The sequence below is a fragment of the Thiobacillus denitrificans genome (assembly GCF_001530125.1).
GTDB lineage: Bacteria > Pseudomonadota > Gammaproteobacteria > Burkholderiales > Thiobacillaceae > Thiobacillus > Thiobacillus denitrificans_C.
Map to the genome: position 1 here is coordinate 1 of NZ_LDUG01000024.1, position 22,622 is coordinate 22,622.

General features: G+C 62.8%; 28 protein-coding genes. 14 read left to right on the forward strand and 14 right to left on the reverse strand.

Annotation, left to right across the window (positions count from 1 at the left end):
* The 8 genes from ispH to murJ all read right to left on the reverse strand — a co-directional run.
* The coding region (gene ispH, locus ABW22_RS09410; RefSeq protein ID WP_059755416.1) for a 4-hydroxy-3-methylbut-2-enyl diphosphate reductase at nucleotides 1–864 on the reverse strand (864 nt) is incomplete at its 3' end.
* A gap of 10 nt (nucleotides 865–874) precedes the next feature.
* Nucleotides 875–1,165, reverse strand: a complete 291-nt coding sequence (locus tag ABW22_RS09415; RefSeq protein WP_059755419.1) for a type II toxin-antitoxin system RelE/ParE family toxin — start codon at nucleotides 1,163–1,165, stop codon at nucleotides 875–877.
* Nucleotides 1,153–1,443 (reverse strand): CopG family ribbon-helix-helix protein, encoded by a 291-nt coding sequence (locus ABW22_RS09420; RefSeq protein ID WP_059755422.1) that lies wholly within the window; start codon nucleotides 1,441–1,443, stop codon nucleotides 1,153–1,155. The genes ABW22_RS09415 and ABW22_RS09420 overlap by 13 nt, the downstream gene beginning before the upstream one ends.
* A gap of 236 nt (nucleotides 1,444–1,679) precedes the next feature.
* A complete protein-coding gene (locus ABW22_RS09425; protein WP_059755424.1) occupies nucleotides 1,680–2,117 on the reverse strand; it encodes an FKBP-type peptidyl-prolyl cis-trans isomerase in 438 nt (145 codons plus the stop codon).
* Entirely contained in the window at nucleotides 2,114–2,590 is a 477-nt protein-coding gene (gene lspA / locus ABW22_RS09430; protein WP_059755428.1) for a signal peptidase II, read from the reverse strand. Before lspA ends, ABW22_RS09425 begins: the two co-directional genes overlap by 4 nt.
* Before the next feature lie 300 nt (nucleotides 2,591–2,890).
* Nucleotides 2,891–5,680 carry an isoleucine--tRNA ligase gene (gene ileS, locus ABW22_RS09435; protein WP_059755431.1) on the reverse strand — a complete coding sequence of 930 codons (2,790 nt, stop codon included), beginning with the start codon at nucleotides 5,678–5,680 and terminating at the stop codon, nucleotides 2,891–2,893.
* A 2-nt stretch (nucleotides 5,681–5,682) separates the two neighbouring features.
* Nucleotides 5,683–6,621 (reverse strand): bifunctional riboflavin kinase/FAD synthetase, encoded by a 939-nt coding sequence (locus tag ABW22_RS09440; RefSeq protein WP_059755435.1) that lies wholly within the window; start codon nucleotides 6,619–6,621, stop codon nucleotides 5,683–5,685.
* A 60-nt stretch (nucleotides 6,622–6,681) separates the two neighbouring features.
* Nucleotides 6,682–8,220: a murein biosynthesis integral membrane protein MurJ gene (gene murJ / locus ABW22_RS09445; RefSeq protein ID WP_059755438.1), complete on the reverse strand. Its 1,539-nt coding sequence runs from the start codon at nucleotides 8,218–8,220 to the stop codon at nucleotides 6,682–6,684.
* Nucleotides 8,221–8,508: 288 nt separating this feature from the next.
* On the opposite strand from murJ, the gene rpsT reads away from it, so the two are divergent.
* Nucleotides 8,509–8,772, forward strand: coding sequence for a 30S ribosomal protein S20 (rpsT, locus tag ABW22_RS09450; RefSeq protein ID WP_059755441.1), 264 nt, complete (start codon nucleotides 8,509–8,511; stop codon nucleotides 8,770–8,772).
* A gap of 108 nt (nucleotides 8,773–8,880) precedes the next feature.
* Here rpsT and ABW22_RS09455 read toward each other — a convergent pair whose 3' ends face one another.
* Nucleotides 8,881–9,162: a DUF3579 domain-containing protein gene (locus tag ABW22_RS09455; protein WP_059755445.1), complete on the reverse strand. Its 282-nt coding sequence runs from the start codon at nucleotides 9,160–9,162 to the stop codon at nucleotides 8,881–8,883.
* A gap of 274 nt (nucleotides 9,163–9,436) precedes the next feature.
* Here ABW22_RS09455 and ABW22_RS09460 point away from each other — a divergent pair, with 274 nt between their 5' ends.
* The 9 genes from ABW22_RS09460 (at nucleotide 9,437) to ABW22_RS09500 (ending at nucleotide 15,889) form a co-directional block, all read left to right on the forward strand.
* Nucleotides 9,437–9,937 carry a urate hydroxylase PuuD gene (locus ABW22_RS09460; protein WP_193393295.1) on the forward strand — a complete coding sequence of 167 codons (501 nt, stop codon included), beginning with the start codon at nucleotides 9,437–9,439 and terminating at the stop codon, nucleotides 9,935–9,937.
* Nucleotides 9,938–10,043: 106 nt separating this feature from the next.
* A complete protein-coding gene (locus ABW22_RS09465; RefSeq protein WP_059755448.1) occupies nucleotides 10,044–11,225 on the forward strand; it encodes an acetylornithine transaminase in 1,182 nt (393 codons plus the stop codon).
* Nucleotides 11,225–12,142, forward strand: coding sequence for an ornithine carbamoyltransferase (gene argF / locus ABW22_RS09470; RefSeq protein WP_059755451.1), 918 nt, complete (start codon nucleotides 11,225–11,227; stop codon nucleotides 12,140–12,142). The genes ABW22_RS09465 and argF overlap by 1 nt, the downstream gene beginning before the upstream one ends.
* Entirely contained in the window at nucleotides 12,139–12,378 is a 240-nt protein-coding gene (locus ABW22_RS09475) for a DUF2283 domain-containing protein (protein WP_059755454.1), read from the forward strand. Before argF ends, ABW22_RS09475 begins: the two co-directional genes overlap by 4 nt.
* A gap of 13 nt (nucleotides 12,379–12,391) precedes the next feature.
* Nucleotides 12,392–13,621 (forward strand): argininosuccinate synthase, encoded by a 1,230-nt coding sequence (locus ABW22_RS09480; RefSeq protein ID WP_059755457.1) that lies wholly within the window; start codon nucleotides 12,392–12,394, stop codon nucleotides 13,619–13,621.
* A 2-nt stretch (nucleotides 13,622–13,623) separates the two neighbouring features.
* A complete protein-coding gene (locus ABW22_RS09485) occupies nucleotides 13,624–13,938 on the forward strand; it encodes a pyrimidine/purine nucleoside phosphorylase (protein WP_059755460.1) in 315 nt (104 codons plus the stop codon).
* A gap of 272 nt (nucleotides 13,939–14,210) precedes the next feature.
* On the forward strand, nucleotides 14,211–14,696 hold the full coding sequence (locus tag ABW22_RS09490; RefSeq protein WP_059755462.1) for a YajQ family cyclic di-GMP-binding protein: 486 nt from the start codon (nucleotides 14,211–14,213) through the stop codon (nucleotides 14,694–14,696).
* Nucleotides 14,697–14,716: 20 nt separating this feature from the next.
* Nucleotides 14,717–15,262, forward strand: coding sequence for a DJ-1 family glyoxalase III (locus ABW22_RS09495; protein ID WP_059755465.1), 546 nt, complete (start codon nucleotides 14,717–14,719; stop codon nucleotides 15,260–15,262).
* A 192-nt stretch (nucleotides 15,263–15,454) separates the two neighbouring features.
* Nucleotides 15,455–15,889 (forward strand): CBS domain-containing protein, encoded by a 435-nt coding sequence (locus ABW22_RS09500; RefSeq protein ID WP_059755538.1) that lies wholly within the window; start codon nucleotides 15,455–15,457, stop codon nucleotides 15,887–15,889.
* 167 nt (nucleotides 15,890–16,056) lie between these two features.
* Here ABW22_RS09500 and ABW22_RS09505 read toward each other — a convergent pair whose 3' ends face one another.
* The 4 genes from ABW22_RS09505 to ABW22_RS09520 are packed head-to-tail and all read right to left on the reverse strand — an operon-like array spanning nucleotide 16,057 to nucleotide 18,142.
* Complete coding sequence (locus ABW22_RS09505; RefSeq protein WP_059755468.1) at nucleotides 16,057–16,566, reverse strand: DsrE family protein; 510 nt, start codon at nucleotides 16,564–16,566, stop codon at nucleotides 16,057–16,059.
* 33 nt (nucleotides 16,567–16,599) lie between these two features.
* On the reverse strand, nucleotides 16,600–17,478 hold the full coding sequence (gene rsgA / locus ABW22_RS09510; RefSeq protein WP_059755471.1) for a ribosome small subunit-dependent GTPase A: 879 nt from the start codon (nucleotides 17,476–17,478) through the stop codon (nucleotides 16,600–16,602).
* Nucleotides 17,479–17,482: 4 nt separating this feature from the next.
* On the reverse strand, nucleotides 17,483–17,824 hold the full coding sequence (locus tag ABW22_RS09515; protein ID WP_059755475.1) for a 4a-hydroxytetrahydrobiopterin dehydratase: 342 nt from the start codon (nucleotides 17,822–17,824) through the stop codon (nucleotides 17,483–17,485).
* A gap of 9 nt (nucleotides 17,825–17,833) precedes the next feature.
* Nucleotides 17,834–18,142 carry a hypothetical protein gene (locus tag ABW22_RS09520; RefSeq protein ID WP_059755477.1) on the reverse strand — a complete coding sequence of 103 codons (309 nt, stop codon included), beginning with the start codon at nucleotides 18,140–18,142 and terminating at the stop codon, nucleotides 17,834–17,836.
* Nucleotides 18,143–18,252: 110 nt separating this feature from the next.
* Between ABW22_RS09520 and orn the strand changes: the two genes are divergently transcribed.
* Entirely contained in the window at nucleotides 18,253–18,801 is a 549-nt protein-coding gene (orn, locus tag ABW22_RS09525; RefSeq protein ID WP_059755480.1) for an oligoribonuclease, read from the forward strand.
* 113 nt (nucleotides 18,802–18,914) lie between these two features.
* Here orn and ABW22_RS09530 read toward each other — a convergent pair whose 3' ends face one another.
* A complete protein-coding gene (locus ABW22_RS09530; protein ID WP_082708671.1) occupies nucleotides 18,915–19,334 on the reverse strand; it encodes a DsrE family protein in 420 nt (139 codons plus the stop codon).
* A gap of 156 nt (nucleotides 19,335–19,490) precedes the next feature.
* On the opposite strand from ABW22_RS09530, the gene ABW22_RS09535 reads away from it, so the two are divergent.
* From ABW22_RS09535 to ABW22_RS09545, 3 genes are read left to right on the forward strand one after another with little or no spacing between them, the layout of a single operon-like run.
* Nucleotides 19,491–20,045: an RNA polymerase sigma factor gene (locus ABW22_RS09535; RefSeq protein ID WP_059755483.1), complete on the forward strand. Its 555-nt coding sequence runs from the start codon at nucleotides 19,491–19,493 to the stop codon at nucleotides 20,043–20,045.
* Nucleotides 20,042–20,773 (forward strand): hypothetical protein, encoded by a 732-nt coding sequence (locus tag ABW22_RS09540; protein ID WP_059755486.1) that lies wholly within the window; start codon nucleotides 20,042–20,044, stop codon nucleotides 20,771–20,773. Before ABW22_RS09535 ends, ABW22_RS09540 begins: the two co-directional genes overlap by 4 nt.
* Nucleotides 20,760–22,562 carry a thioredoxin domain-containing protein gene (locus ABW22_RS09545; RefSeq protein WP_059755489.1) on the forward strand — a complete coding sequence of 601 codons (1,803 nt, stop codon included), beginning with the start codon at nucleotides 20,760–20,762 and terminating at the stop codon, nucleotides 22,560–22,562. The genes ABW22_RS09540 and ABW22_RS09545 overlap by 14 nt, the downstream gene beginning before the upstream one ends.
* Nucleotides 22,563–22,622: the final 60 nt, after the last annotated feature.

Genomic DNA, 22,622 nt, shown 5'->3' on the forward strand with positions numbered 1-22,622 from the left:
CGAGTCGATACCTAGTTGTTTCAGCCTCTCGATCACCGCGCGCACCAGAATTTCAGGAGCCGAGGCGCCAGCCGTGAGACCAACCCGGTCTTTGCCCGATACCCACTCGGGCTGGATTTCCGACGCGTTGTCCACCATGTAGGCCGGCACGCCCAGGTTTTGTGCAACTTCCCTCAGCCGGTTGGAGTTCGAACTGGTCGGCGACCCCACTACGATCACCACGTCGCACTGAGGCGCCAGCGCCTTGACGGCATCCTGGCGGTTTTGCGTGGCGTAGCAGATGTCGTCCTTTTTCGGGCCGACAATGTGGGGGAAGCGCGCGCGCAGGGCATCGACCACGCGTGCGGCGTCGTCGACCGACAGCGTGGTCTGGGTGACGTAGGCGAGCTTGTCGGGGTCGGACACCTGTAGCCCCGCGACGTCTTCCGGCGTTTCGACCAGGTACATGCCGCCTTTCGACTGGCCCAGGGTGCCCTCGACTTCAGGGTGGCCCTTGTGGCCGATCATGACGATTTCGAGCCCCTTGTCGCGCATCTTGCTGACTTCGACGTGCACCTTGGTGACCAGCGGGCAGGTGGCGTCGAACACGTTCAGCCCGCGTGCCTCGGCTTCTTCGCGAACCGCCTGCGACACGCCGTGCGCGCTGAAGATGACGGTGGCGCCGGCAGGGACTTCGGCCAGTTCGTCGACGAAGATCGCGCCCTTGGCCTTGAGGTTGCTGACGACAAAGGTGTTGTGGACGACTTCGTGGCGCACGTAGATCGGCGTGCCGAATTTTTCCAGGGCGCGCTCGACGATGGCGATGGCACGGTCGACGCCGGCGCAGAAGCCGCGGGGGTTGGCGAGAAGAATGGTGGGGGTCATGGAGGTAGGCTTAAAAAGATACTTCTTTCTGGTGCCGCAGTGCTAGCACGGTGACGAGTTCGCCGTCATGGCGGTACAGCACGACGTAGCCGCTGTCGCCAAAGCCGATCGGCCACTCCCGGTACTCCGGCTCCAGGTCTTCGGCTGGCCGCCCGATTTCCGGGTGTCGCGCGATGATCTTGACGCCGGCGCGAATCGCTTTTACGGCCTGGCTGGCTGCATCTGCATTCTTGACGGCCAGAAAACGGTAGGCGCGCTGGACATCAAGCAGGGCGGAAGGCGCCCAAATCAGATGTGGCATTCAGGCGGTTCCACGTCTTTACCCGCCTCAAGCTGGGCAAGCCAGGCATCCGCCTCTTCCAACGTTACGTGCAGGCCGGTGGCCTGGTATTCGTTCCAGGCCCGCATGCCATCCTGCCGGAATGCTTCGCGCTTTTCTTCCCGCTCGACGTACTGGCGGATGGCCTCCAGCATCAGCCAGTGCGAACTGCGTTGACGCGCTGCGGCAAGGCGCTTGATGCGTGCGCGGGTGTCTTCGTCGATTTTGATCGCTACGGGGCGAATGGATGTCGCATTCATGGTGCACTCCAGTGGGTATGTACAAGTATTACCTTAGCATAAGTTAGTGAGCACGAATAATTCATTTCCGTCATTGCGAGCGCAGCGAAGCAATCCAGAATATTGATTAAGCAGGCATTTCTGGATTGCCGCGTCGCTGCGCTCCTCGCAATGACAAATTAATCAGCGGTTCCTTAGCGCTTCCGGGCTGACCCGATCTCAGCCATGGCACAGGCACGCGTTCTCGCGGACGGGGGTCACAGGATGCGTTCGATTTCTACTTCGAATTCGACACACAGGCCGGCGAGCGGGTGGTTGAAGTCGACTTTCACCGCGTCGTCGCCGATTTCCAGAATGTGGCCGGCCAGGGTCTGACCGTTGGGCATGGCGAATTCGACCAGTTGATCGACCTCAAGTTTGATGTCGGCGGGCAGGTCGGATTTGGGCAGGGTCTGGATCAGGTCGGGCTGGCTGTCGCCAAAGGCCTGCCAGGGATCAAGCAGGAACACATGGCGCTCGCCGGGGTGGACATCGATCAGCCATTGTTCCAGCATCGGCGCCAGGGTGCCGTCGCCGAGCGTCACGGTTTCCGGTTCGGGGTCGTCGAAGTTGGAGACGAGGTCGTCACCGCCGCGCGGGCGCAATGCGTAACGAAGCTGGAGGGTGTCGCCCGCGGCGACGGCGCGCGTGGTCATGCTGCTTTTTTCGGCCCGGCCGGCTTGCCGAACAGGCTGTCCCAGATCAGCAGAGCGGCGCCGACGGAGATGGCGGAATCCGCCACGTTGAACGCCGGCCAGGCAAAGCTGCGGTAGTGGAAATACAGGAAATCCACCACATGGCCCAGCACCACGCGGTCGATGACGTTGCCGAGCGCGCCGCCGAGCACCAGCGCCAGCGAAAAGGCCAGCCGCGGCTCGTGCGCGTGACGCTTGAGCAGGCGCACGATGATCACGGTGGCGATGATGCCGATCGCGATGAAAAACCAGCGCTGCCAGCCACCGGCGTCGGCCAGGAAGCTGAACGCAGCGCCGGCGTTGTGCACCCGCACCAGCGAAAAGAACGGCAGCACAGGGATGAGTTCCTGATAGTCGAGGGTGGAGGAAATCCACCATTTGGTCAGGTGGTCGAAGACGATGACGGCGAGGGCCAGCCACAGCCATTTGCGCATTGCGGGGTCGGAGAAGTATTTCATGGCGTAGCGTTTAATCCGGCCGGGGCCGGGGGTTAATCCAGTGTTTCATTGTTGCAGTGACCCGGGTTGTAGGGTGCGGTGTTGTGGTGGGAGGCCCGCCTCGGGCCGAAGCTGTGAGGTTGCCCTGGTGCGAAATTCGGGGCGAGGGCGCCCCTCCTACAGATTCGTGCCCTTGTAGGAGGCCCGCCCCGGGCCGATGGGGTGGTCGTCGCAATGCCGCAGCACCCTATTCTATTCGGTTGAATCGCTTCGCAGTCGATGACGGTCGGCCGAAATTCAGGCATGCGTGCGTGCCTCGCCATCGCCATAGAGGTTGCTGACGCAGCGTCCGCACAGGCCGGGGTGGTCGGCGTGCGCGTCGACGTCGTCGCGGTAATGCCAGCAGCGCTCGCATTTTTTCGCGGTGCTGGGGGTGACTTCGATGCGGTCGGTGTCGGCTGTAACAACACGCGCCTGCGAGGTGATCAGTACGAAGCGCAGGTCATCGCCCAGCGGCGCCAGCAGGGCCTGGGTGTCGGGGCTGGCGTGCAGGGTGACTTCGGCCTGCAGCGACGAGCCGATGGCGCCGGCAACGCGCACCGCCTCGAGCTCTTTCTGCACCTCGGCGCGAACGGCGCGGATGCGGGTCCAGCGGTCGAGCAGCGCCGCTTCGTCGGCTTGCGCGGGCAGTTCATGCCAGGTATGCAGGAACACCGAGCTGTCCTCCCCGGCCAGTTGCACCCATACCTCCTCGCCGGTGAACGACAGGATCGGCGCCATCCAGCGCACCAGCGCGTGCGTCAGATGGTGCAGCGCGTTTTGCGCGGCACGCCGGGCGCGGCTGTCGGCGCCGCCGGTGTAGAGACGGTCCTTGAGGATGTCAAGGTAGAAGCCGCCGAGGTCTTCGGAGCAGAAGCTCTGCAGCTTCTGCACGATGAAGTGGAATTCGTAGGCGTCGTAATGCGCCTGCAGTTCGCCCTGCAATTTTCGGGTTAGCGCCAGCGCGTAGCGGTCGATTTCCAGCCAGTCCTCGACCGGCAGCGCGTGTGTTTTCGGGTCGAAATCCGACAGGTTGGCGAGCAGGAATTTCAGCGTGTTGCGGATGCGCCGGTAGCCCTCCACCACGCGCTTGAGGATTTCGTCCGAGATGGTGAGCTCACCGGAATAATCGGTGGTCGCCACCCACAGGCGCAGGATGTCGGCGCCGTACTGGTCCATCACCTTCTGCGGCGCGACCACGTTGCCTTTCGACTTGCTCATCTTGTGGCCTTTGCCGTCGACCACGAAGCCGTGGGTGAGCAGGGCTTGGTAGGGTGCGCGGCCGTCGATGGCGCAGCCGGTGAGGAGGCTTGACTGAAACCAGCCGCGGTGCTGGTCGGAGCCTTCCAGATAGAGGTCGGCGGGATGGGCGAGTTCGGGGCGGCGCTTCAGCACGCAGGCGTGGGTGACGCCCGAATCGAACCAGACGTCGAGCGTGTGGCCGGTCTTGTTGTAGTGCGCGGCGTCGTCGCCCAGCAGTTCGGCCGGGTCGAGCGCGAACCAGGCCTCGATGCCGGCTTGCTCGACGCGCTTCGCCACGGTTTCCAGCAGCTCGGACGTGCGCGGGTGCAGCTCGCCGGTTTCCTTGTGGGTGAAGAAGGGCATCGGCACGCCCCAGTTGCGCTGGCGCGAAACGCACCAGTCGGGGCGGTTCTTGATCATCGCCTCCAGCCGCGCGCGGCCCCAACTCGGAAAGAATTGCGTCGCCTCGACCGCCGCCATCGCCTGCTCGCGCAGCGTGCCCCCCTGATCCCTGATCCCTGAATCTTGCCCCCTGGAATCCATGCCGATGAACCACTGCCGCGTCGCGCGGAAGATGATTGGCGTCTTGTGGCGCCAGCAGTGCGGATAGCTGTGCAGCAGTTTGTCGTGCGCCAACAGGTTACCGCTGGCTTCCAGCGTTTCCAGAATCAGCGGATTGGCCTGCCAGATGCTCATGCCGCCGACCAGCGGCACGCCGGCGTAAAAGCGGCCGTCGTCGCCTACCGGGTTGTCGACTTTCAGGCCGTAGCGGCTGCCGATGACGTAGTCGTCGAGGCCGTGGCCGGGCGCGGTGTGCACAGCGCCGGTGCCGGCATCCGCGGTGACGTGGTCGCCCACGATGACCGCCACCTGGCGTTCCTGGAAGGGGTGCCAAAGCAGCGTGCCTTCGAGCGCCTGGCCGGTGGTGCGCGCGATGACTTCGGCGCCTTCATTCAAACCATAACGTGTCAGTGCCGCGTCTGTCAGGCTGTCGGCCAGGATCAGCAGGCCTTTCGTGGTACGCACCAGCGCATACTGAAAGTCGGGGTGCAACGCCACTGCCTGGTTGGCCGGCAGCGTCCACGGCGTGGTGGTCCAGATGACGACCTGGATGGGTTCGTTGATCGCCGCGATGTCGAAGCGGCGTGCGAGGTCGGCGCGGTCGGCTACAGCGAAGCCGACGTCGATCGCGGGCGAGGTCTTGTCCTCGTATTCGACCTCGGCTTCGGCCAGCGCCGAGCCGCAGTCGACGCACCAGTGCACCGGCTTGGCGCCTTGATAGAGATAGCCGGCCGTCTGGACCTGCCCCAGCGCGCGCAGGGTATCGGCCTCGAACTGGAAATCCATGGTGCGGTAGGGATGATCCCAGTCGCCCAGCACACCGAGGCGAATGAAGTCGGCCTTCTGCCGTTCGATCTGCTCGGCGGCGTAAGTGCGGCACAGTTCGCGGAACTTCGCCGGTGGGATGGCCTTGCCGTGGGTTTTTTCCACCTGCAGCTCGATCGGCAGGCCGTGGCAGTCCCAGCCCGGCACGTAGGGGGCATCGAAGCCGCTCAGGGTCTTCGCCTTGACGATGATGTCCTTGAGGATCTTGTTGACTGCGTGGCCGATGTGGATGTCGCCGTTGGCGTAGGGCGGGCCGTCGTGGAGGATGAACTTGGGGCGGCCGGCGGCAGCTTTGCGGATGGCTTCGTAGCGTCTTTTTTCCTGCCAGCTTTTGACCCAGCCCGGTTCGCGCTTGGCGAGGTCGCCGCGCATCGGGAAGGGGCTGTCGGGCAGGTTGAGTGTGTTTTTATAGTCGGGCATGTTTAAAGTTGGGCACGGCGTTGCTTCAGGAATTGTTTGGCGTTGTTCACGTCGCGCCGGATCTGCGCAACGAGGCTGTCGAGGTCGGGATACTTTTCTTCGTCGCGCAGCTTGTGCAGGAAATCCACGCGCACGCGGCGGCCGTATATCTCCGCATTGAAATCGAACAGATGCACTTCGAGCACCGGCACGGCGTCGGGGTTTTTTAACGTGGGGCGTTTGCCCAGGCTGGCCGCCCCCGGCAGCGGCTCGCCATTGAGGCCGTAGAGCTCGACCGCAAAAATCCCCAGCAGCGGCGGCCGGTTGTGCTTGAGTTGGATGTTGGCGGTGGGAAAGCCGATGTCGCGTCCCAGCTTGTCGCCGTGCACCACGCGCCCGGAGATGCTGTAGGGCCGGCCCAGCAGGCGCGCGGCGTGCTCGAGTTCGCCCGCGGCGAGCGCCTGGCGCACCGCGGTGGACGAGGCGCGCTCGCCGGCGACCTCGACCGTGGGCAGGAACTCGGCGTCGAAGTCGAGCGATTGGCCCAGGCGTTCGAGCAGCGCAAAGTCGCCCGCGCGTTTGGCGCCGTAGCGGAAATCGTCGCCCACCAGCACGTAGCGCGCCTGCAGCGTCGTGCCCAGCACCTGCTCGATGAAGGCCTCGGCGGTGAGCGCCGAGAACGCGCGGTCGAAACGGAACACGTGCAGGCGGTCGATTCCCATTCGCTGCAGGCACTCGGCTTTTTCACGCAGACTGGACAAACGTGCAGGCGCCTGCTCGGGGGTGAAGAACTCGCGCGGGTGCGGCTCGAAGCTCAGCACGCAGGTCGGCAGGCCGCGCGACCGTGCCACGTTCTGCAGGCGGGCGAGCATGGCCTGATGGCCGAGGTGCAGGCCGTCGAAGTTGCCGATGGTGACCGCGTGGGGCGTGCCGAGAGGAGTGAAGCCGTGGGTGATGCGCATGGGGTTGATGCGTAGGGCGGCGGGACGCCGAAAAGCGCTTATTCTAGCCGATTCATGGCCTTATTCTGCCGCGCGGCGGGCGAACTGGCGCGGGCGGAAGCCCATCAGGCCGAGCGCGGCGAAATACAGTGCGATGCCGCCGCCGACCAGCAGCGCCAGCCTGATCATGCGGTCGAGAAAACCGGCCGCCAGCCACCATTGCGCGTCGCCCATGGTGTAGAACAGCATCGCCGCCATCAGCGCGGCGGCCAGCAGCACGCGCAGGAAATAGCCGGTCCAGCCCGGTTGCGGCTGGTAAATCTGCTGCTTTTTCAGCAGATGCAGCAGCAAGCCGGCGTTGAGACAGGCAGCCAGGCCGATGGACAGCGCCAGCCCGGCATGGCCGAGCGGGATGATGAAGGCAAGGTTCATCACCTGGGTGGCGACCAGGGTGAAAATGGCGACCTTGACCGGCGTGCGGATGTTTTGCCGCGCGTAAAACCCGGGCGCCAGCACCTTGACCAGGATCAGTCCGACCAGCCCCACGCTGTAGGCGACCAGCGCCCGCTGGGTCATGGTGACGTCGGTCGCGGTGAAGGCGCCGTAATGAAACAGCGTGGTGATGAGCGGCACCGCCAGCACCGCCAGCGCGGCGGCGGAGGGCAGCGCCAGCATCAGGGTCAGGCGCAGGCCCCAGTCGAGCAGTTTCGAATAGTCGCCCGGGTTGTCGTCGGCATAATGCCTGGCCAGGCTGGGCAAGAGGATGGTGCCGAGCGCCACCCCCAGCATGCCGGCGGGAAACTCCATCAGGCGGTCGGCGTAATACAGCCAGGACACGCTGCCGCTGGCGAGAAACGACGCGAAGATGGTGTTGATCAAGAGGCTGATCTGGGCGACCGAGACGCCCAGCGTGGCGGGCGCCATCAGCCTGAGGATGCGCCTGACCCCCGGGTCGTTGAAATGCCGGGTGGGGCGCGGCAACATGCGAATCTTCAGCAGGTGCGGCAGCATCCAGGCCAGTTGAAGCACGCCGCCGAGGGCCACGCCCCAGCCCAGCGCCAGCACCGGCGGGTCGAAATAGGGCGCCAGCCACAGCGTGGCGGCGATCATGGCGACGTTGAGCAGCACCGGCGCGAACGCCGGCACCGAGAACTTGCTGTGGGTGTTGAGGATGCCTGCCGCCAGCGCCACCAGCGAGATAAAGATGATGTAGGGAAAGGTGATGCGCAGCAGGGTGACGGTGAGTTCGAACTTGTCCGGGTCGGCGCGGAACCCCGGCGCGCTGACATAGGCCACCCATGGCGCACCCACCACGCCCAGCAGGGCGACCACGACCAGCACCAGCGTCAGCGCGGTGCCGACCTGGTTGACCAGGGTCTGGGTGGCGTCGTGGCCCTTGCGGTTTTTATACTCCGCGAGGATGGGCACGAAGGCCTGCGAGAACGCGCCCTCGGCGAACAGGCGTCGCAGCAGGTTGGGGATCTTGAAGGCGACGAAGAAGGCGTCGGTCAGCATGCCGGCGCCGAACACGCGGGCGATGATGGCGTCGCGCGCGAATCCCAGGATGCGGGAAAGCAGGGTCATGCTGCTGACCGCAGCGAGGGCTTTGAGAAGATTCATGGGCGGCGGGTTTTGCGCGCATTGTGCGGGTCGGCCGCGCCAACTGCAACCATATGCAAAACCAGCTTGATTTGTGGCGGGGGTTTCTCGTACAATTACGGGCTTTGGTGAATCTGCCGTGGCGCGCTGTGGCAAACAGAGCGCGTGGTAACCGGGCGCTTCAGATTCAGGATTTAATTTGCCTCGCCTGCAGGGCGGGGTGCCTAGATAAATTTGCCCTGCCCATTGTGCAGGGTGCTTAGTGATCAAATGCCCCGCCTCTGGCTGGGCTTATTAGGAGCAGAAAATATGGCGAACTCCGCCCAGGCGCGCAAGCGCGCACGTCAAGCCAGCGCGCAGCGCGACAACAACATGAGCCAGCGTTCGGAATTGCGCACCGCGATCAAGAAAGTGCGCAAAGCGATCGAAGCCGGCGACAAGGCCGCGGCGCAGCAGGTTTTTCAGACGTCCATGAGCCTGATCGACAGCATCGCCGACAAGAAAATCGTTCACAAGAACAAGGCTTCACGCCATAAAAGCCGCCTGTCCCTGGCAGTCAAGAGCATGGCCTGAGCGCCAGATGCTGCGCTAGCCTGACCTGGCGCTGCGCTGGCCCGACCAGCGCCGCAGTAAAAAAACGCCGCATCTGCGGCGTTTTTTTATTTCTCGGATTGGCCTGATTCAATCAGCGTTTTCAGTCTGCAATTCATTGCTGCGGGCAAAGGTCTGCAAAAAACGGTAGGCGTTGGCATCGGCGTCCTTGAGCCTTTTGTCCACCACGACGCAGGGAACACCGTCCAGCGTGGTGGGTTGCACATAAGGCGAATAATTGGTGCGGTTGTTGGGGTCGATCACCGCAAACGCACCCGCCAAGCGATCGGCCCAGTCGCTCGGTCGAAACCGGGCGCCCCCGGTGGTGATGCCGCGAATGATGAAGGGGGCGTTGGCGGATGCGTCATCCATGAGTGGGCAGGCGGCTGTAAGAAGTTGCCGGATTTTAGCACGCAGGCAGTAGGGTGAAGTGGGGAGGCCGCTTGCGCGATCGTGGCATTTTGAAGATACTGGCGGTGGATTGCCCGACCAAAATGGTCAACAATTCGTTCAAACATTTCAAGCTGAGGAGAGAATATGAAAAACCCGCTGGATTCGCTGTGGGGCACCGTCATTGCCGGCGTTGTGCTCACCGTTGTGTTGGTTGTCTTTGCCAGAAACTTTTTGGGTTAAGGGGGATTAAGCAATGGAAAATATCGATATCGTCTCCGCACTGTCCCGCTGGATCCATTTCATGGCAGGCATCATGTGGATCGGCCTGCTGTATTACTTCAACTTCGTTCAGGTGGCGGCACTGAAAAATGCCGGTGCCGACGGCACCGCCGCCGGCATCACCAAGCACGTTGCACCGCGCGCCCTGCTGTTCTTCCGCTGGTCCGCGTTGGTGACCTGGCTCGCCGGCGCCGCGCTGTTGGGGCCGTATTTCATGGATGCCTTCCTGCTGCGCAACGGCATGGGTCCGATCGGCATCGGCGCCTGGCTCGGCACCATCATGCTGTTCAACGTGTGGGTGCTGATCTGGCCGAACCAGAAGAAGATTCTGGGCATGGTGCAGGCGACCGACGACGAGAAAAACACAGCACGCCGGGTGGCCTTCCTGGCATCGCGCACCAACACCATGCTGTCGATTCCGATGCTGTTCTTCATGGCAACCGGGATGTCTCACTCCGCGCTTTTCAGCCTATAATCAAGGCGCTGCATGACAAGCACGGCGGCTTAGGCCGCCGTTTTCTATTCCGCTGCTTTCATCTTCAAATACTGCAGCTTGATTTGAAAGCCTGTAGAGAACTGCCATGACAACACATTTGATGAACACCTATGCGCGCCAGCCGGTTGCGTTCGTGCGCGGCGAAGGCGCCTACCTGTGGGACGAAGCCGGCAAGCGCTATCTCGACGCGGTCGCCGGCGTGGCGGTGAACGGACTGGGCCATGCGCATCCGAAACTGGTGAAGGCGATTGCCGACCAGGCTGCGACCCTGATCCATTCGTCCAACCTGTATCGCGTGCCGCGCCAGGAAGAACTGGCCGACCGGCTGTGCGCGCTGTCGGGCATGGACCGTGCATTCTTCTGCAACTCGGGCTGCGAGGCCAACGAAGCGGCGATCAAACTGGCGCGCCTGTACGGCCATGGCAAGGGCATCGAGGTGCCGACCATCATCGTGATGGAAAAGGCCTTTCACGGCCGCACCATGGCCACGTTGACCGCGACCGGCAGCCGCAAGATCCAGGCCGGATTCGAGCCGCTGCTGTCGGGCTTCGCGCGGGTGCCGTTCAACGATCTGGAGGCGATCCGCCACGTCGCCGAGCACAACAAGAGCGTGGTCGCGGTGCTGCTCGAAGTGGTGCAGGGCGAAGGCGGCATCAACCTGCTGGCGCCCGACTACCTGGCTGAATTGCGCACGATTTGCGATGCCCACGGCTGGCTGCTGATGCTGGACGAGGTGCAGACCGGAATCGGCCGCACCGGCACCTGGTTTGGCTTCCAGCATTTCGGCGTGATGCCCGACGTGATCGCGCTGGCCAAGGGCCTCGGCTCGGGCATGCCGATCGGCGCCTGCCTCGCGCGCGGCGCGGCGGCCGAGGTGTTCATTCCCGGCAGCCACGGCTCGACCTTCGGCGGCAATCCGCTGGCGTGCGCGGCCGCGCTGGCGACGCTCGACGTCATTGAAGATGATAAGTTGCTCGACAATGCACGGGTGCGCGGTGAAGCGATCCGCAGCGGCTTGCGGCAGGCGCTGGACGGCGTGCACGGCGTGGTCGACATCCGCGGCGAGGGCATGATGATCGGCCTCGAACTCGACCGCCCCTGCGGCGAACTGGTGGCGGTGGCGCGCGATGCCGGCGTGCTGATCAACGTCACCGCCGACACGGTCATCCGCCTGGTGCCGCCGCTGATCTATGGCGCGGCCGAGGTCGATGCGCTGGTCGCGGCAGTGTCCGGCATCGTCAAAACCTATCTGCAGCAGGCGGCGTGATGCTGAAGCATTTTCTGCAATTCAAGGATCTGTCGCGCGACGAACTGCTGTATCTGTTCGAGCGCGCGCGGGTGATCAAGAGCCGCTTCAAGCGCTATCAGCCGTATCACCCGCTGGTCGATCGCACGCTGGCGATGATTTTCGAGAAAAGCTCGACTCGCACCCGGCTCTCGTTCGAGGCGGGCATGCACCAGCTCGGTGGCACGGCGATCTATCTCAACACGCGCGACACCCAGCTGGGCCGCGGCGAACCGGTGGAGGACGCGGGCGAGGTCATTTCGCGCATGGTCGACATCGTGATGATCCGCACCTACGAGCAGGAGATCATCAAGCGCTTTGCCGCGCACTCGCGGGTGCCGGTGATCAATGGCCTGACCAACGAATACCACCCGTGCCAGATCCTCGCCGACATCTTTACCTTCATCGAACACCGCGGCTCGATCAAGGGCAAGACGGTGGCGTGGGTCGGCGATTCCAACAACATGTGCAACACCTGGCTGCAGGCAGCCGAGGTGCTCGATTTCAACGTGCACGTGTCGACCCCGCCGGGTTATGAGGTCGAACCGGAACGCGCAGGCCTCTACGGCACCGACAATTTCGAGAGTTTTGCCGACCCGATGGACGCCTGCCGCGGCGCTGATCTGGTGACCACCGACGTGTGGACCAGCATGGGCTGGGAAGCGGAAAACGACGAGCGGATGAAAGACTTCGCCGACTGGCAGGTGGACGCCGAGATGATGCAGGTGGCGAAATCCGATGCCATCTTCATGCACTGCCTGCCGGCGCACCGTGGCGAGGAAGTCACGGCGGAAGTCATCGACGGCCCGCAGTCGGTGGTGTGGGACGAGGCGGAGAACCGCCTGCACGTGCAGAAGGCGCTGATGGAATATCTACTCCTGGGAAAAATTGAATCATGAACATCGCTTACTTCAAGGACATGGATTCGCTCTATGTCGAAATCAGTCCCGAAAATCCCGCGCGGTCGTGGGAAGCGCACGAAGGCATCGTGCTCAACCTGTCGGAAGACGGCCGCGTCGTCGGCATCGAAATCGAAAAGGCCAGCCAGGCGACCAATCTCGACATCCTGAAGATCGGCGGTTTTCCCGGTCAGATCGAAATCATCGACAAGAACACCTCCGGTTCCACTCACTGAAACACACACCACCATGAGCGACATCAAGAAAGTTGTGCTGGCCTATTCCGGCGGCCTCGACACCTCGGTCATCCTGAAATGGCTGCAGGATACCTACCAGTGCGAGGTGGTCACCTTTACCGCCGACCTCGGCCAAGGTGAGGAACTCGAACCGGCGCGCGCCAAGGCGCTGCAGTTCGGCATCAAGCCGGAACAGATTTACATCGACGATCTGCGCGAGGAGTTCGTGCGCGACTTCGTCTTCCCGATGTTCCGCGCCAACACCGTGTACGAGGGCGAATACCTGCTCGGCACCTCGATCGCACGGCCGCTGATCGCCAAGCGCCTGATCGACATCGTCAACGAAACCGGCGCTGACGCCATCTGCCACGGCGCCACCGGCAAGGGCAACGACCAGGTGCGCTTCGAGCTCGGCGCCTATGCGCTGAAGCCCGACATCAAGGTGATCGCGCCTTGGCGCGAGTGGGATCTTTTGAGCCGCGAGAAACTTCTCGCCTACGCCGAGGCCCACGGCATCCCGGTGGAGATGAAGCACAAGGCCGGCGGCAGCCCGTATTCGATGGACGCCAACCTGCTGCACATCTCCTACGAAGGCCGCCACCTGGAAGACCCCAACGCCGAAGCCGAGGAGGATATGTGGCGCTGGACCGTGTCGCCCGAGAAGGCGCCTGATCAGGCCGAGTACCTGACCCTCGATTACGTGCGCGGCGATGTGGGGGCAATCAACGGCCAGGCCATGCGCGCGCACGAAGTGCTGGCAAAGTTGAACGAACTCGGTGGCAAGCACGGCGTCGGCCGGCTCGACCTGGTGGAAAACCGCTACGTCGGCATGAAGTCGCGCGGCTGCTACGAAACCCCCGGCGGCACCATCCTGTTGAAGGGCCACCGCGCGATCGAATCGATCACCCTCGACCGCGAAGTCGCGCATTTGAAGGATGATTTGATGCCGCGCTACGCCAGCCTGATCTATAACGGCTACTGGTGGGCGCCCGAGCGTGTGGCGCTGCAGACGCTGATCGACCACAGCCAGGAACACGTCAATGGCAGCGTGCGGCTCAAGCTCTACAAGGGCTGCGTCAGCGTCGTCGGCCGCGATTCGAAAACCGACTCGCTGTTCGACTCGACCATTGCAACGTTTGAAGATGACGCCGGCGCGTACGACCAGAAAGACGCGGGCGGCTTCATCAAGCTCAACGCGCTGCGCCTGCGGATTGCGGCGAAACAGAATGCACGAAGAAGCTAAGCATGTCCCAGTTTGATAATGTGGCCGTCATCAAGCAGGCCAACGTCTATTTCGACGGCAAGTGCGTGTCGCACAGCATCACGCTGGCCGACGGCAGCAAGAAATCGGTCGGCGTGATTCTGCCGTCCACGCTCACCTTCAGTACCAGCGCGCCGGAAATCATGGAGACGGTGGCGGGGTCGTGCCGGGTCAAGCTGGCGGGCGAAAGCGAGTGGAAGGCCTACGGCGCTGGGCAGTCGTTCAACGTGCCGGGCAACTCCAGCTTCGACATCGAAGTCTCCGGCGAGTCGTACCACTACGTCTGCCATTTCGCTTAGGCAATGACCACCGTCACCGTTGTCAGGAAGGATGGCCGCATGTGATTGCGGCAGCCGAGTTCCGCGATGAAACCGGGCTGCCGGGGCAGTCGTTTATGATGGATATGAACCCGGATGTTGCATGCGCTGTTTGTGGGAGGGCCGCCCCCGGCCCGAAGCCGTGAAGCTTGCCCGGGTGCGAAATTCGCGGCGAGGGCGCCGCGCCTACATGCACCAGCATACCAATGGCCAATCCGGGCCGATCAAACATCCGGGTTTTAAGGAGCAATCAAGTGCCAAGTTTTGATATCGTGTCTGAGGTCGACAAGCAGGAAGTGCGCAACGCGGTTGACCAGGTCAACAAGGAAGTGTCCACCCGTTTCGATTTCAAGGGCTCCGACGCGCGCATCGAGCAGGCCGATTACGTGCTGACGATACACGCCGATACTGAATTTCAGCTCGATCAGGTGTACGACATCCTGGCGCAGAAGCTCGCCAAGCGCGGCGTCGACGTGAAGTGCCTGGATATCGGGAGCGTCGAGAAGGTCTCGGGCAACAAGGTCAAGCGCAGCGTAACGGTGAAGACCGGCGTGGAAACCGAGCTGGCGAAGAAGATCGTCAGATGCATCAAGGACAGCAAGCTCAAGGTGCAGGCCAGCATCCAGGGCGACGCGGTACGCGTGTCCGGCGCCAAACGCGACCTGCTGCAGGACACCATCGCGCTGGTGCGCAAGAGCATCACCGACTTTCCGTTGCAGTATCAGAATTTCCGCGACTGAAAAAACACGAGGAGGCGAGCATGACCAAGGTTCTGGTTCCCCTGGCAGACGGTTGCGAAGAACTCGAAGCCGTCACCATCATCGATCTGCTGCGTCGCGGTGGCATCGAGGTGGTGACCGCCGGACTCAAGCCCGGCATTGTTCGGGCCAGCCGCGGTGTGCAGCTGGTGCCCGACGTCACGCTCCAGGTGGCGTTGCAGGACGACTATGACATGGTGGTGCTGCCGGGCGGCATGCCGGGGGCGACACATTTGAAGGATGATGCGCGCATCATCGAACTGCTGCAGAAGATGGCTGCGGCCGGCAAGTACACCGCCGCCATCTGCGCCGCGTCGATGGTGCTGGCCGAGGCCGGGGTGCTCGACGGCAAGCGGGCAACCAGCTACCCCGGCTTTCTCGATGGCCTGTCCGGCGTGACCGTCAGCACCGCGGCCGTGGTGCAGGACGGCAAGGTGCTGACCTCGCGCGGCCCCGGCACCGCGATGGACTTTGCGCTGGCGCTGGTCGAGACGCTGACCGGCGCCGAAAATCGCCGCCAGGTCGAAGCTGGGCTGGTCAGACCATAGCCTGCCGCCCGCCATCGTTCTATCATTAGGGCACTTCTATAAATCGTCGTCGCGAGGAGCGAAGCGACGTGGCGATCCAGAAATTCATGCTAAATCAATGCGCTGGATTGCTTCGCTTCGCTCGCAATGACAGAAATGACGGATTTATAGAAGTGCCCATTACTCACCCACAAGTTGACCCCGGAGATCACCATGCAGATTCGCGAAATCCTCACCCTCAAAAGCGACACCATCCACAGCATTGCGCCGACCGATTCAGTGGAAAGCGCTGTCGCCAAGCTGGTGAGCCTGGGCGTGGGTTCGCTGGTGGTGCTGAAGAACGGCGAGATGGTGGGATTGCTGACCGAGCGCGACGTGGTGCAGGGCATGGTCAAGCAAGGCTGCGACCTGAAGGATGCGCAGGTCAGCACCATCATGGTGACCGAGCCGGTGGTGGCCGATGCCGACGACTCGGTGGACTATGCGCGTGACGTGATGACCAAGTCGCACATCGGCCACCTGCCGATTCTGGACGGCGGCAAACTGTTCGCCATCATTTCCTTCCACGACGTGGCGCGCGCCTGTCTCAAGGAAGCCAACTTCGAGAACAGCCTGCTGAAGCGCTACATCAAGCACTGGCCGGAATAAGGCTTGAAAAAAATTGAACCACTGAGGCACAGAGGAAAAGCCCGGAGCCTGTTGGATTTGAAGAAGGGCGGCCCTTGCGCTTTAATGGTTTTCTCCGTGTCTCTGTGCCTCTGTGGTGAAGAAGTTGCAGGGCGTCAATAAGTGAAGCGCATTGCGCCGTATTCGGGCTAGCGGATCGACTCGATGTCGATCGTCTTGCTCATGATCTGGGGGATGATCAGCGCATAGCCCTGCTGCTGCCAGTGTGCCAGCTCGGTGATGGCGTTGGGCACGACTTCGATGAAATCCTGAAAGTCTTTCACCGCGTAGCCGAAATCCTCAGCGGCCTGCCCGCACACCTTGAACGACACCCCCAAATCAGCGTAATAGCGCATGCGGTCGACCGCTTCCTGGTATTTTTCCTCGTTCTTTTTCGCCACGGTGACGATTTCGGTGCCGTGGATCACGACAACGATGCTCAGGTCTTCAGGGGAATAGCTGTAGGGCGCTGCCTGCAGGGGGTTCATCAGCGATCGCACCCAGAACAGCGCACTGCCGATTTTCTGTGGGTCGTCCAGATAAAACTCGAACATGACCTTGGCCGGCGCGTAGGGCGTCGCCACCGATTTTCCCGCGGCCTGCACCGGCACGGAAAATCCCAGCCATAGCCCCATCAACACAACCAGAATTGATTTCATGGCCGCTCTCCTCGTGGTGTGAACCAGCTTGGTTTATAGCCGCTGGGCGGCGTTTTGCTGCAGGCGGCGCAGGGTCTGGAACAGCTTGAGGCGTGCCGGATCGATTTCGCCTGCGGCGGCCGCTTCCTGCAGCCGGCAGCCCGGCTCGGTCTCATGCTTGCAGTCGCGGAAGCGGCACTGCCCCAGAAATGGCCGGAACTCGACGAAGCCGTGTGCCAGGGCATTGGCATCCATATGCTGCAGGGCGAATTCCTGCAGGCCGGGCGAGTCGATCACGGCCGCGTCGGCATCCAGCCGGTGCAGGCGGGTGTGGGTGGTGGTGTGGCGCCCGCTGTCGAGCGCCACGGAATACTCGGCGGTGACCACGCTGGCATCCGGAAACAGCGCGTTGATGAGGGTCGACTTGCCCATCCCGGACTGGCCGATCAAGAGCGTGGTGTGGCCGTGCAGGGCCGGACGCAGCGGCGCCACGTCGGTCAGCGCCGACAGCATGACCAGCGGATAGCCGATGCGGGTGAGCAGGCCCAGGCGTTCAAGTGCGGCCGGCGTTTCCGGCAGGTCGGCCTTGTTGAGGATCAGCAGGCTGGCGATGCCCTGGTCTTCGGCGGTGAGGATGCAGCGCTGCACCAGTTCCATCGAAAAGCTCGGCCGCGCCGCAACCACCACGGCAAGCTGGGTGACGTTGGCGGCAATGGCCTTGGATTTGAAGGCGTCGGAGCGGTAGAGCAGGCTGGCCCGCGGCAGCACCGCTTCGATCACCCCCGCGTCGCCGTCGCGCCGGACTTCGACCTGGTCGCCGCACACCACGCGCAGGTGGCGGCCCTTGACCTGGCACGGCAATTCGCCGTCGGCTGTGGCGACGATGAAACGGCGGCTGAATGCGGCGACGACCTGCCCGGTCAGGACGGTCACGGGATCAGATGTCAAACAGCATGTCGACCTTGGCCGCGCAGATGAAATCGTTTTCCGACAGGCCGCCGATGGCGTGCGTCCAATACTCGACCTTGACGGTGTTGTAGCCCACCAGCAGGTAGGGATGATGGTCTTCGCGGTGCGACACCCACATCGCCGCGTTGGTGAAAGCCTGCGCCTGGTAGTGGTCCTTGAACTTGAATTCCTTGACGATTTTTTCGCCTTCGCGTTGCCAGCCGGACAGGCCCTTCAGCAGCGGCCCGATCTGCGCATCGGTCAGCGGGGCGACGCCGCCTTCGCAGGGGGCGCACTTCTTGCGTACGAGTTCTTCAATGATGTTAGCCATTGCGATTCCTTACTTGAACTTGTAGTACTGTTGATTGAGGTAGGCCGCGACGTGCGCCTCGTCTTCCGGGAACCAGCCGGCACCGGTGTTGGCGTTGCAGGCGGAGACGCGGGCGGCGAGCTGCTGCGCACTCTGGGTCTTGCGGTCGGCGCGGGTGTAGATCTTGCTGCCGTCATCGCCGAACATGCTGACATGGCAGCTGATGCAGGCCTTGTCGTGCAGGCCCTTGCCGGTCTTGGGGTCGCCCTTGGCGAAGGGCGCGGCAAGGACCGTGGTGGAAAGCATTGCCGCGGCAATTAAAGCGATCAGGATTTTCATGACGGGACTCCTCTGGTTTGTTCCGCATTATCGTCACAGGGGTGCAATTGCGCCAGCGCCAGACGCATCGTGTGCGAAAATGGCGGCCTGTTTTTTGAAGGAACGCTGATATGGCCCTGAACCCCACGCATCTGCTCTGGCTCGACATGGAAATGACCGGCCTGTCGCCCGACACCGACTGCATCATCGAACTTGCCATCGTCGTCACCGATGCCGACCTCAATACCGTGGCCGAAGGCCCGGTGCTGGTGGTCCATCAACCCGATGAGGTAATGAATGCGATGGACAACTGGAACAAGGGCACGCACGCCAAATCGGGGCTGATCGACCGCGTCAGGGCCTCGCACCTGAACGAGACCGAGGCCGAGGCGCAGATGCTGGACTTCGTGAAGCAGCACGTGCCCGCCCGGACCTCGCCGATGTGCGGCAATTCGATCTGTCAGGACCGCCGCTTCATGGCGCGTTGCATGCCGCAGCTGGAGGCGTTCTTCCATTACCGCAACCTCGACGTCAGTACCCTGAAGGAGCTCGCCAAGCGCTGGCGGCCCGGACTTTCCGAAGCGTTCAAGAAGTCCAACAAGCACGAGGCGCTGGCCGACATCTACGAATCCATCGACGAGATGAAGTATTACCGCAAACACTTCATCCGCAGCGCATAAAAAAGCCGACCTGTTAGGGTCGGCTTGATGGACTGCAAGAAAAACGATTCAGGACATTCGATTCGGTCCCGCCTTGCGGGACTTCAGCACGTCGCGGATCGTAAGCCCTTTCTTTAGGGCTTCAGGTAGACGTAGCCTTCCTGTGACTGCAGTTTGCCGATCTCGGCCACGCCGGACGGTACGATGGTGGCGTCCGGGTTCACCGCGCTGGCGTCCAGCTTGCGGGCCTTCAGGGTGTTGTTGCAGACATTGAATTTCACGCCTTTGGCCGTGAGGCCGGCGATGGCGGCTGCGTAGTCGCCCTTGTCGTCCTTGGCGTCGTTGAGCAGGAAGTCGATGCCCTTGCCGTGCGTCACCACGACGATTTTGGCGTCCGGAGCGGAATTTAGGTGGTTGTTCACGTTGTTCATGGCCATGCGCGCGTTGGCGGAGTCATTGACGTGATACACCACTTTTTCTTCAGCCGCGTTGGCAGCCATGGGGGCGGTGGCAAGAAATAGGGCGGCAAGCATGGGGGCGAAAGCGAGTTTCATGATTTGAGTCTCCTGTGTGGTGATTGGATAAGCAGGCTTAATTAAAACCGGGCTTAACTATAAGACGTATCATCTGGAACGCTTATTCCATTTCCGCAGGGAAAGTTTTATGGAATAAATGGACCACTATCCCCGTCATCCCTATATGACCACTATATGACCATGCTCAGCCACTTATTGTTTGGCCCGTTTCGCCCCAGCGTCGAGGCGATGCGTCCCATGCTTTATCGCATCGCTTATGCCTGGTGTCATGACGCCGCACTGGCCGACGACCTGGTCCAGGAAACTCTGTCCAAGGCCTGGGCGCGACGTGCACAGCTGCGCGACGAGGCCTCGCTGAAGGCCTGGGTGGTATCGATCATGAATCACTGCTGGCTCGATCACCTGCGGCGCCGGCGCGACTTTGATGATGTCGACGATTTGCAGGACGAGCTCGAATCTGGCGTCGAGTCGCCCGAGGCGTGCTGCGATCGCGAGGAGGTCATCGCCTGCGTACGGGCGGCCGTGGCGCGTCTGCCGCTTGGGCAGCGCCAGGTGCTGACGCTGGTCGATCTGGAGGAATTTGGTTATGCCGAAGTGGCTGGAATTCTGGATATTCCGGTGGGAACGGTGATGAGCCGTCTGTCGCGCGCTCGCGCGAGCCTGAAAAATCTGTTGGAACCCACAATGCAGCAACCCGCGACCCGGCCGTTGCTGAGGAGAGTGAAATGAACCAGGTTATTTCGGATGAAATCCTGCATGCCTTTGTCGATGGCGAACTCGACGTGGATGACAGCGAAAAGCTCATCGCCCGGATGCGCGAGGATGCGGAGCTGACCCAGCGCGTCTGCGTGCTGCGCAGCCTGCAGAACATGGTGCGGCTGGCCTATGCCGAGCCGCCGGTTTCCGCTGGCGGGAAACCCCTTGCCGTACCCCGGCGGCAGTTGATGCAGCGCTGCGCCTTCGGCTGCCTGATCCTGGTCGCGGGCCTGAGTGGCGGCTGGGCCTTGCGCAGCCTGGATTCCCAGGCGCTGGCGGGCGTGTCTGCCCCTGTCATCGGCGGCTTTCAGGCGGTCAGCCTGTCGCGCGAGGCCGACCCGAACCGGGTCATACTGCATCTTGACAGTGCTGCGCCCGAGCGGATGCAGGCGGCGCTGGATCAGGCCGAGCGGCTGCTGGACGAGGCTGAGCGGCAGGGAAGAACGATGCAGCTCGAAATTGTCGCCAACAGCCACGGCATCAATCTGATTCGCGCCGGGGTCAGCCCCCATGAGGCGCGGATCGTGCGCATGACCCAGCGCCACGCCAACCTGCAATGGGTGGCGTGCAGCCAGACCATCGCCCGATATACCGGCGAGGGACAAATCGTCGAGTTGCTGCCGGTTGCGCGTGCGGCCCCGACCGCCATTGGCGAAATCGTCACCCGGCTGCAGCAGGGCTGGACCTATGTTCGGGTTTGAACGTGGAACGACGCTTGCCAGTCTGCTGCTGATCCTGCTGTTGCCTGCTGCGGTTGCGGCAGCTCCGGTCAATCAGCTCGTCAACCACCCTTCGCCCTATCTGGCGCTGCACGGCAGCGATCCGGTCGCCTGGCAGGAATGGAATGCCGAGACGATCGCCCGCGCCAAACGGGAAAACAAGTTGCTGTTCGTGTCGGTGGGCTACTTCGCCTGCCACTGGTGTCACGTCATGCAGCGCGAAAGCTACAAGAACCCGCAGATCGCCGCGCTGCTTAACCGCGACTACATTCCGGTCAAGGTCGACCGCGAACTCAACAGCGGGCTGGACGATGCCCTGCAGACGTTCTCAGCCCAACTCAGCGGCGTCTCGGGCTGGCCGCTGAATGCCTTTGTCACGCCCGAAGGCTATCCGGTCTTTGTTGTTCTCTATGTGCCCCCGGACGACTTTCGCAAGCAGTTGAATCACCTCACCCAACGCTGGGTTGCCGATCGTGCCGGGATCCGGGCCATGGCAAGGCAGGTTGCACCGCCACCCGCCGGGCAACCCGTTAGCGCGCCCCTGTCCGCCGAGCGCAGCGCACGCGCCTGGAAGCAGTTTCTGGCCGGCGTGTGGCAGGAGGCGGACACCCTGCATGGCGGTCTGGGCCAGGTAAACAAATTCCCCATGGCGCCGCAACTGCATGCCCTGCTGGAGCGGCAGTCGCGGCAGCCCGATGCCAGGCTGGCCGAGTTTCTGCGCGTGACGTTCGACCAGATGGCCGCACGCGGCATGCGTGACCATGTCGGCGGCGGGTTTTTCCGCTACACCACGGACCCTGAGTGGGATACGCCGCATTTCGAGAAAATGCTTTATGACAACGCGCATCTGGCCCAACTTTATTTGCGTGCGGCGACGGTGCTGCGCCAGCCGCGCTATCGCGAGGTCGCGCGCAGCACGCTTGATTTCATGCGCAACGAATTGCTGGACGCCAGCGGCGGTTTCTACTCCAGCACCTCGGCAGTCGATGACAAGGGCCGCGAAGGAGCGACCTATCTGTGGGAGCCGGATGAACTGAAACGCCGCCTGTCGCCCGAGGCCTATGCTGCAGCACGACGGGTGTGGCGCCTGGACCAGGCGCGCGAATTCGAAGACGGGTATCTGCCTGCGGAATACCGCACGCCGACAGCGGATGAGCGCCGGCTGCTGGCCGACGCCATGCGCATCCTGCGGCCATTGCGGCTGGCGCGCAGCCTGCCCAAGGACGACAAGCTGAACGCCGGCCTGAATGGTCTGGCGCTGTCGGCGTTCAGCCAGGCCAGCCAGTTCGATCCGGCCTACCGCCGGCAGGCCGATCGCCTGCAGCTTTTTCTGCTGACGCGGCTGACCCGGGACGGGCGCCTGGTGAAGGCGATGGCCCGTGGCCAGGTGCTGCCGGATGCCGAGTTGGAGGACTACGCCTACGTCGTTCAGGGCTTGCTCGACCATGCCGAGGCCACTGGCAACGGGCAATCGCGTGCCCGCGCACAGCAACTGGCGCATATCGCCTGGAAAATGTTCTGGAGCGAGAAGGGCTGGAAACACGAAGCGAGGCCCTTGCTGGCCACGCTGCAGGCCGAGCCGGCGCTGGCCGACGGTGCCCTGTATTCGCCATCCGAGGTGCTGGTGCTGGCCAGCCTGCGTTTGCCGGACCCGGCCTTGCAGCGGCTGGCGCGAACCGCTGCCGGCTGGCAGTTGCCTGCGATGGAGCAGGATGCGTATGCCTATCCTACTCGGGTGCGGGTGCTGACACAGGTGCAACTGGGCGCGTGATACGACGTCCTGGTGCAATGCTGCTGGGGACGCATGAAACCGGACCCGGCGTCATTCCGT

Coding starts and splice junctions, on each gene's coding strand:
- ABW22_RS09480 (WP_059755457.1), top strand. CDS start 12,392: ATGAGCGACATCAAGAAAGTTGTGCTGGCCTATTCCGGCGGCCTCGAC.
- ABW22_RS09455 (WP_059755445.1), bottom strand. CDS start 9,162: ATGGATGACGCATCCGCCAACGCCCCCTTCATCATTCGCGGCATCACC.
- ABW22_RS09465 (WP_059755448.1), top strand. CDS start 10,044: ATGACAACACATTTGATGAACACCTATGCGCGCCAGCCGGTTGCGTTC.
- ABW22_RS09415 (WP_059755419.1), bottom strand. CDS start 1,165: ATGCCACATCTGATTTGGGCGCCTTCCGCCCTGCTTGATGTCCAGCGC.
- murJ (WP_059755438.1), bottom strand. CDS start 8,220: ATGAATCTTCTCAAAGCCCTCGCTGCGGTCAGCAGCATGACCCTGCTT.
- orn (WP_059755480.1), top strand. CDS start 18,253: ATGGCCCTGAACCCCACGCATCTGCTCTGGCTCGACATGGAAATGACC.
- lspA (WP_059755428.1), bottom strand. CDS start 2,590: ATGCGCAAATGGCTGTGGCTGGCCCTCGCCGTCATCGTCTTCGACCAC.
- ABW22_RS09495 (WP_059755465.1), top strand. CDS start 14,717: ATGACCAAGGTTCTGGTTCCCCTGGCAGACGGTTGCGAAGAACTCGAA.
- ileS (WP_059755431.1), bottom strand. CDS start 5,680: ATGCCCGACTATAAAAACACACTCAACCTGCCCGACAGCCCCTTCCCG.
- ABW22_RS09460 (WP_193393295.1), top strand. CDS start 9,437: ATGGAAAATATCGATATCGTCTCCGCACTGTCCCGCTGGATCCATTTC.
- ABW22_RS09475 (WP_059755454.1), top strand. CDS start 12,139: ATGAACATCGCTTACTTCAAGGACATGGATTCGCTCTATGTCGAAATC.
- ABW22_RS09515 (WP_059755475.1), bottom strand. CDS start 17,824: ATGGCTAACATCATTGAAGAACTCGTACGCAAGAAGTGCGCCCCCTGC.
- ABW22_RS09540 (WP_059755486.1), top strand. CDS start 20,042: ATGAACCAGGTTATTTCGGATGAAATCCTGCATGCCTTTGTCGATGGC.
- ABW22_RS09485 (WP_059755460.1), top strand. CDS start 13,624: ATGTCCCAGTTTGATAATGTGGCCGTCATCAAGCAGGCCAACGTCTAT.
- ABW22_RS09530 (WP_082708671.1), bottom strand. CDS start 19,334: ATGAAACTCGCTTTCGCCCCCATGCTTGCCGCCCTATTTCTTGCCACC.
- ABW22_RS09535 (WP_059755483.1), top strand. CDS start 19,491: ATGACCATGCTCAGCCACTTATTGTTTGGCCCGTTTCGCCCCAGCGTC.
- ABW22_RS09425 (WP_059755424.1), bottom strand. CDS start 2,117: ATGACCACGCGCGCCGTCGCCGCGGGCGACACCCTCCAGCTTCGTTAC.
- ABW22_RS09520 (WP_059755477.1), bottom strand. CDS start 18,142: ATGAAAATCCTGATCGCTTTAATTGCCGCGGCAATGCTTTCCACCACG.
- rpsT (WP_059755441.1), top strand. CDS start 8,509: ATGGCGAACTCCGCCCAGGCGCGCAAGCGCGCACGTCAAGCCAGCGCG.
- ABW22_RS09500 (WP_059755538.1), top strand. CDS start 15,455: ATGCAGATTCGCGAAATCCTCACCCTCAAAAGCGACACCATCCACAGC.
- ABW22_RS09505 (WP_059755468.1), bottom strand. CDS start 16,566: ATGAAATCAATTCTGGTTGTGTTGATGGGGCTATGGCTGGGATTTTCC.
- ABW22_RS09420 (WP_059755422.1), bottom strand. CDS start 1,443: ATGAATGCGACATCCATTCGCCCCGTAGCGATCAAAATCGACGAAGAC.
- ABW22_RS09545 (WP_059755489.1), top strand. CDS start 20,760: ATGTTCGGGTTTGAACGTGGAACGACGCTTGCCAGTCTGCTGCTGATC.
- ABW22_RS09440 (WP_059755435.1), bottom strand. CDS start 6,621: ATGCGCATCACCCACGGCTTCACTCCTCTCGGCACGCCCCACGCGGTC.
- argF (WP_059755451.1), top strand. CDS start 11,225: ATGCTGAAGCATTTTCTGCAATTCAAGGATCTGTCGCGCGACGAACTG.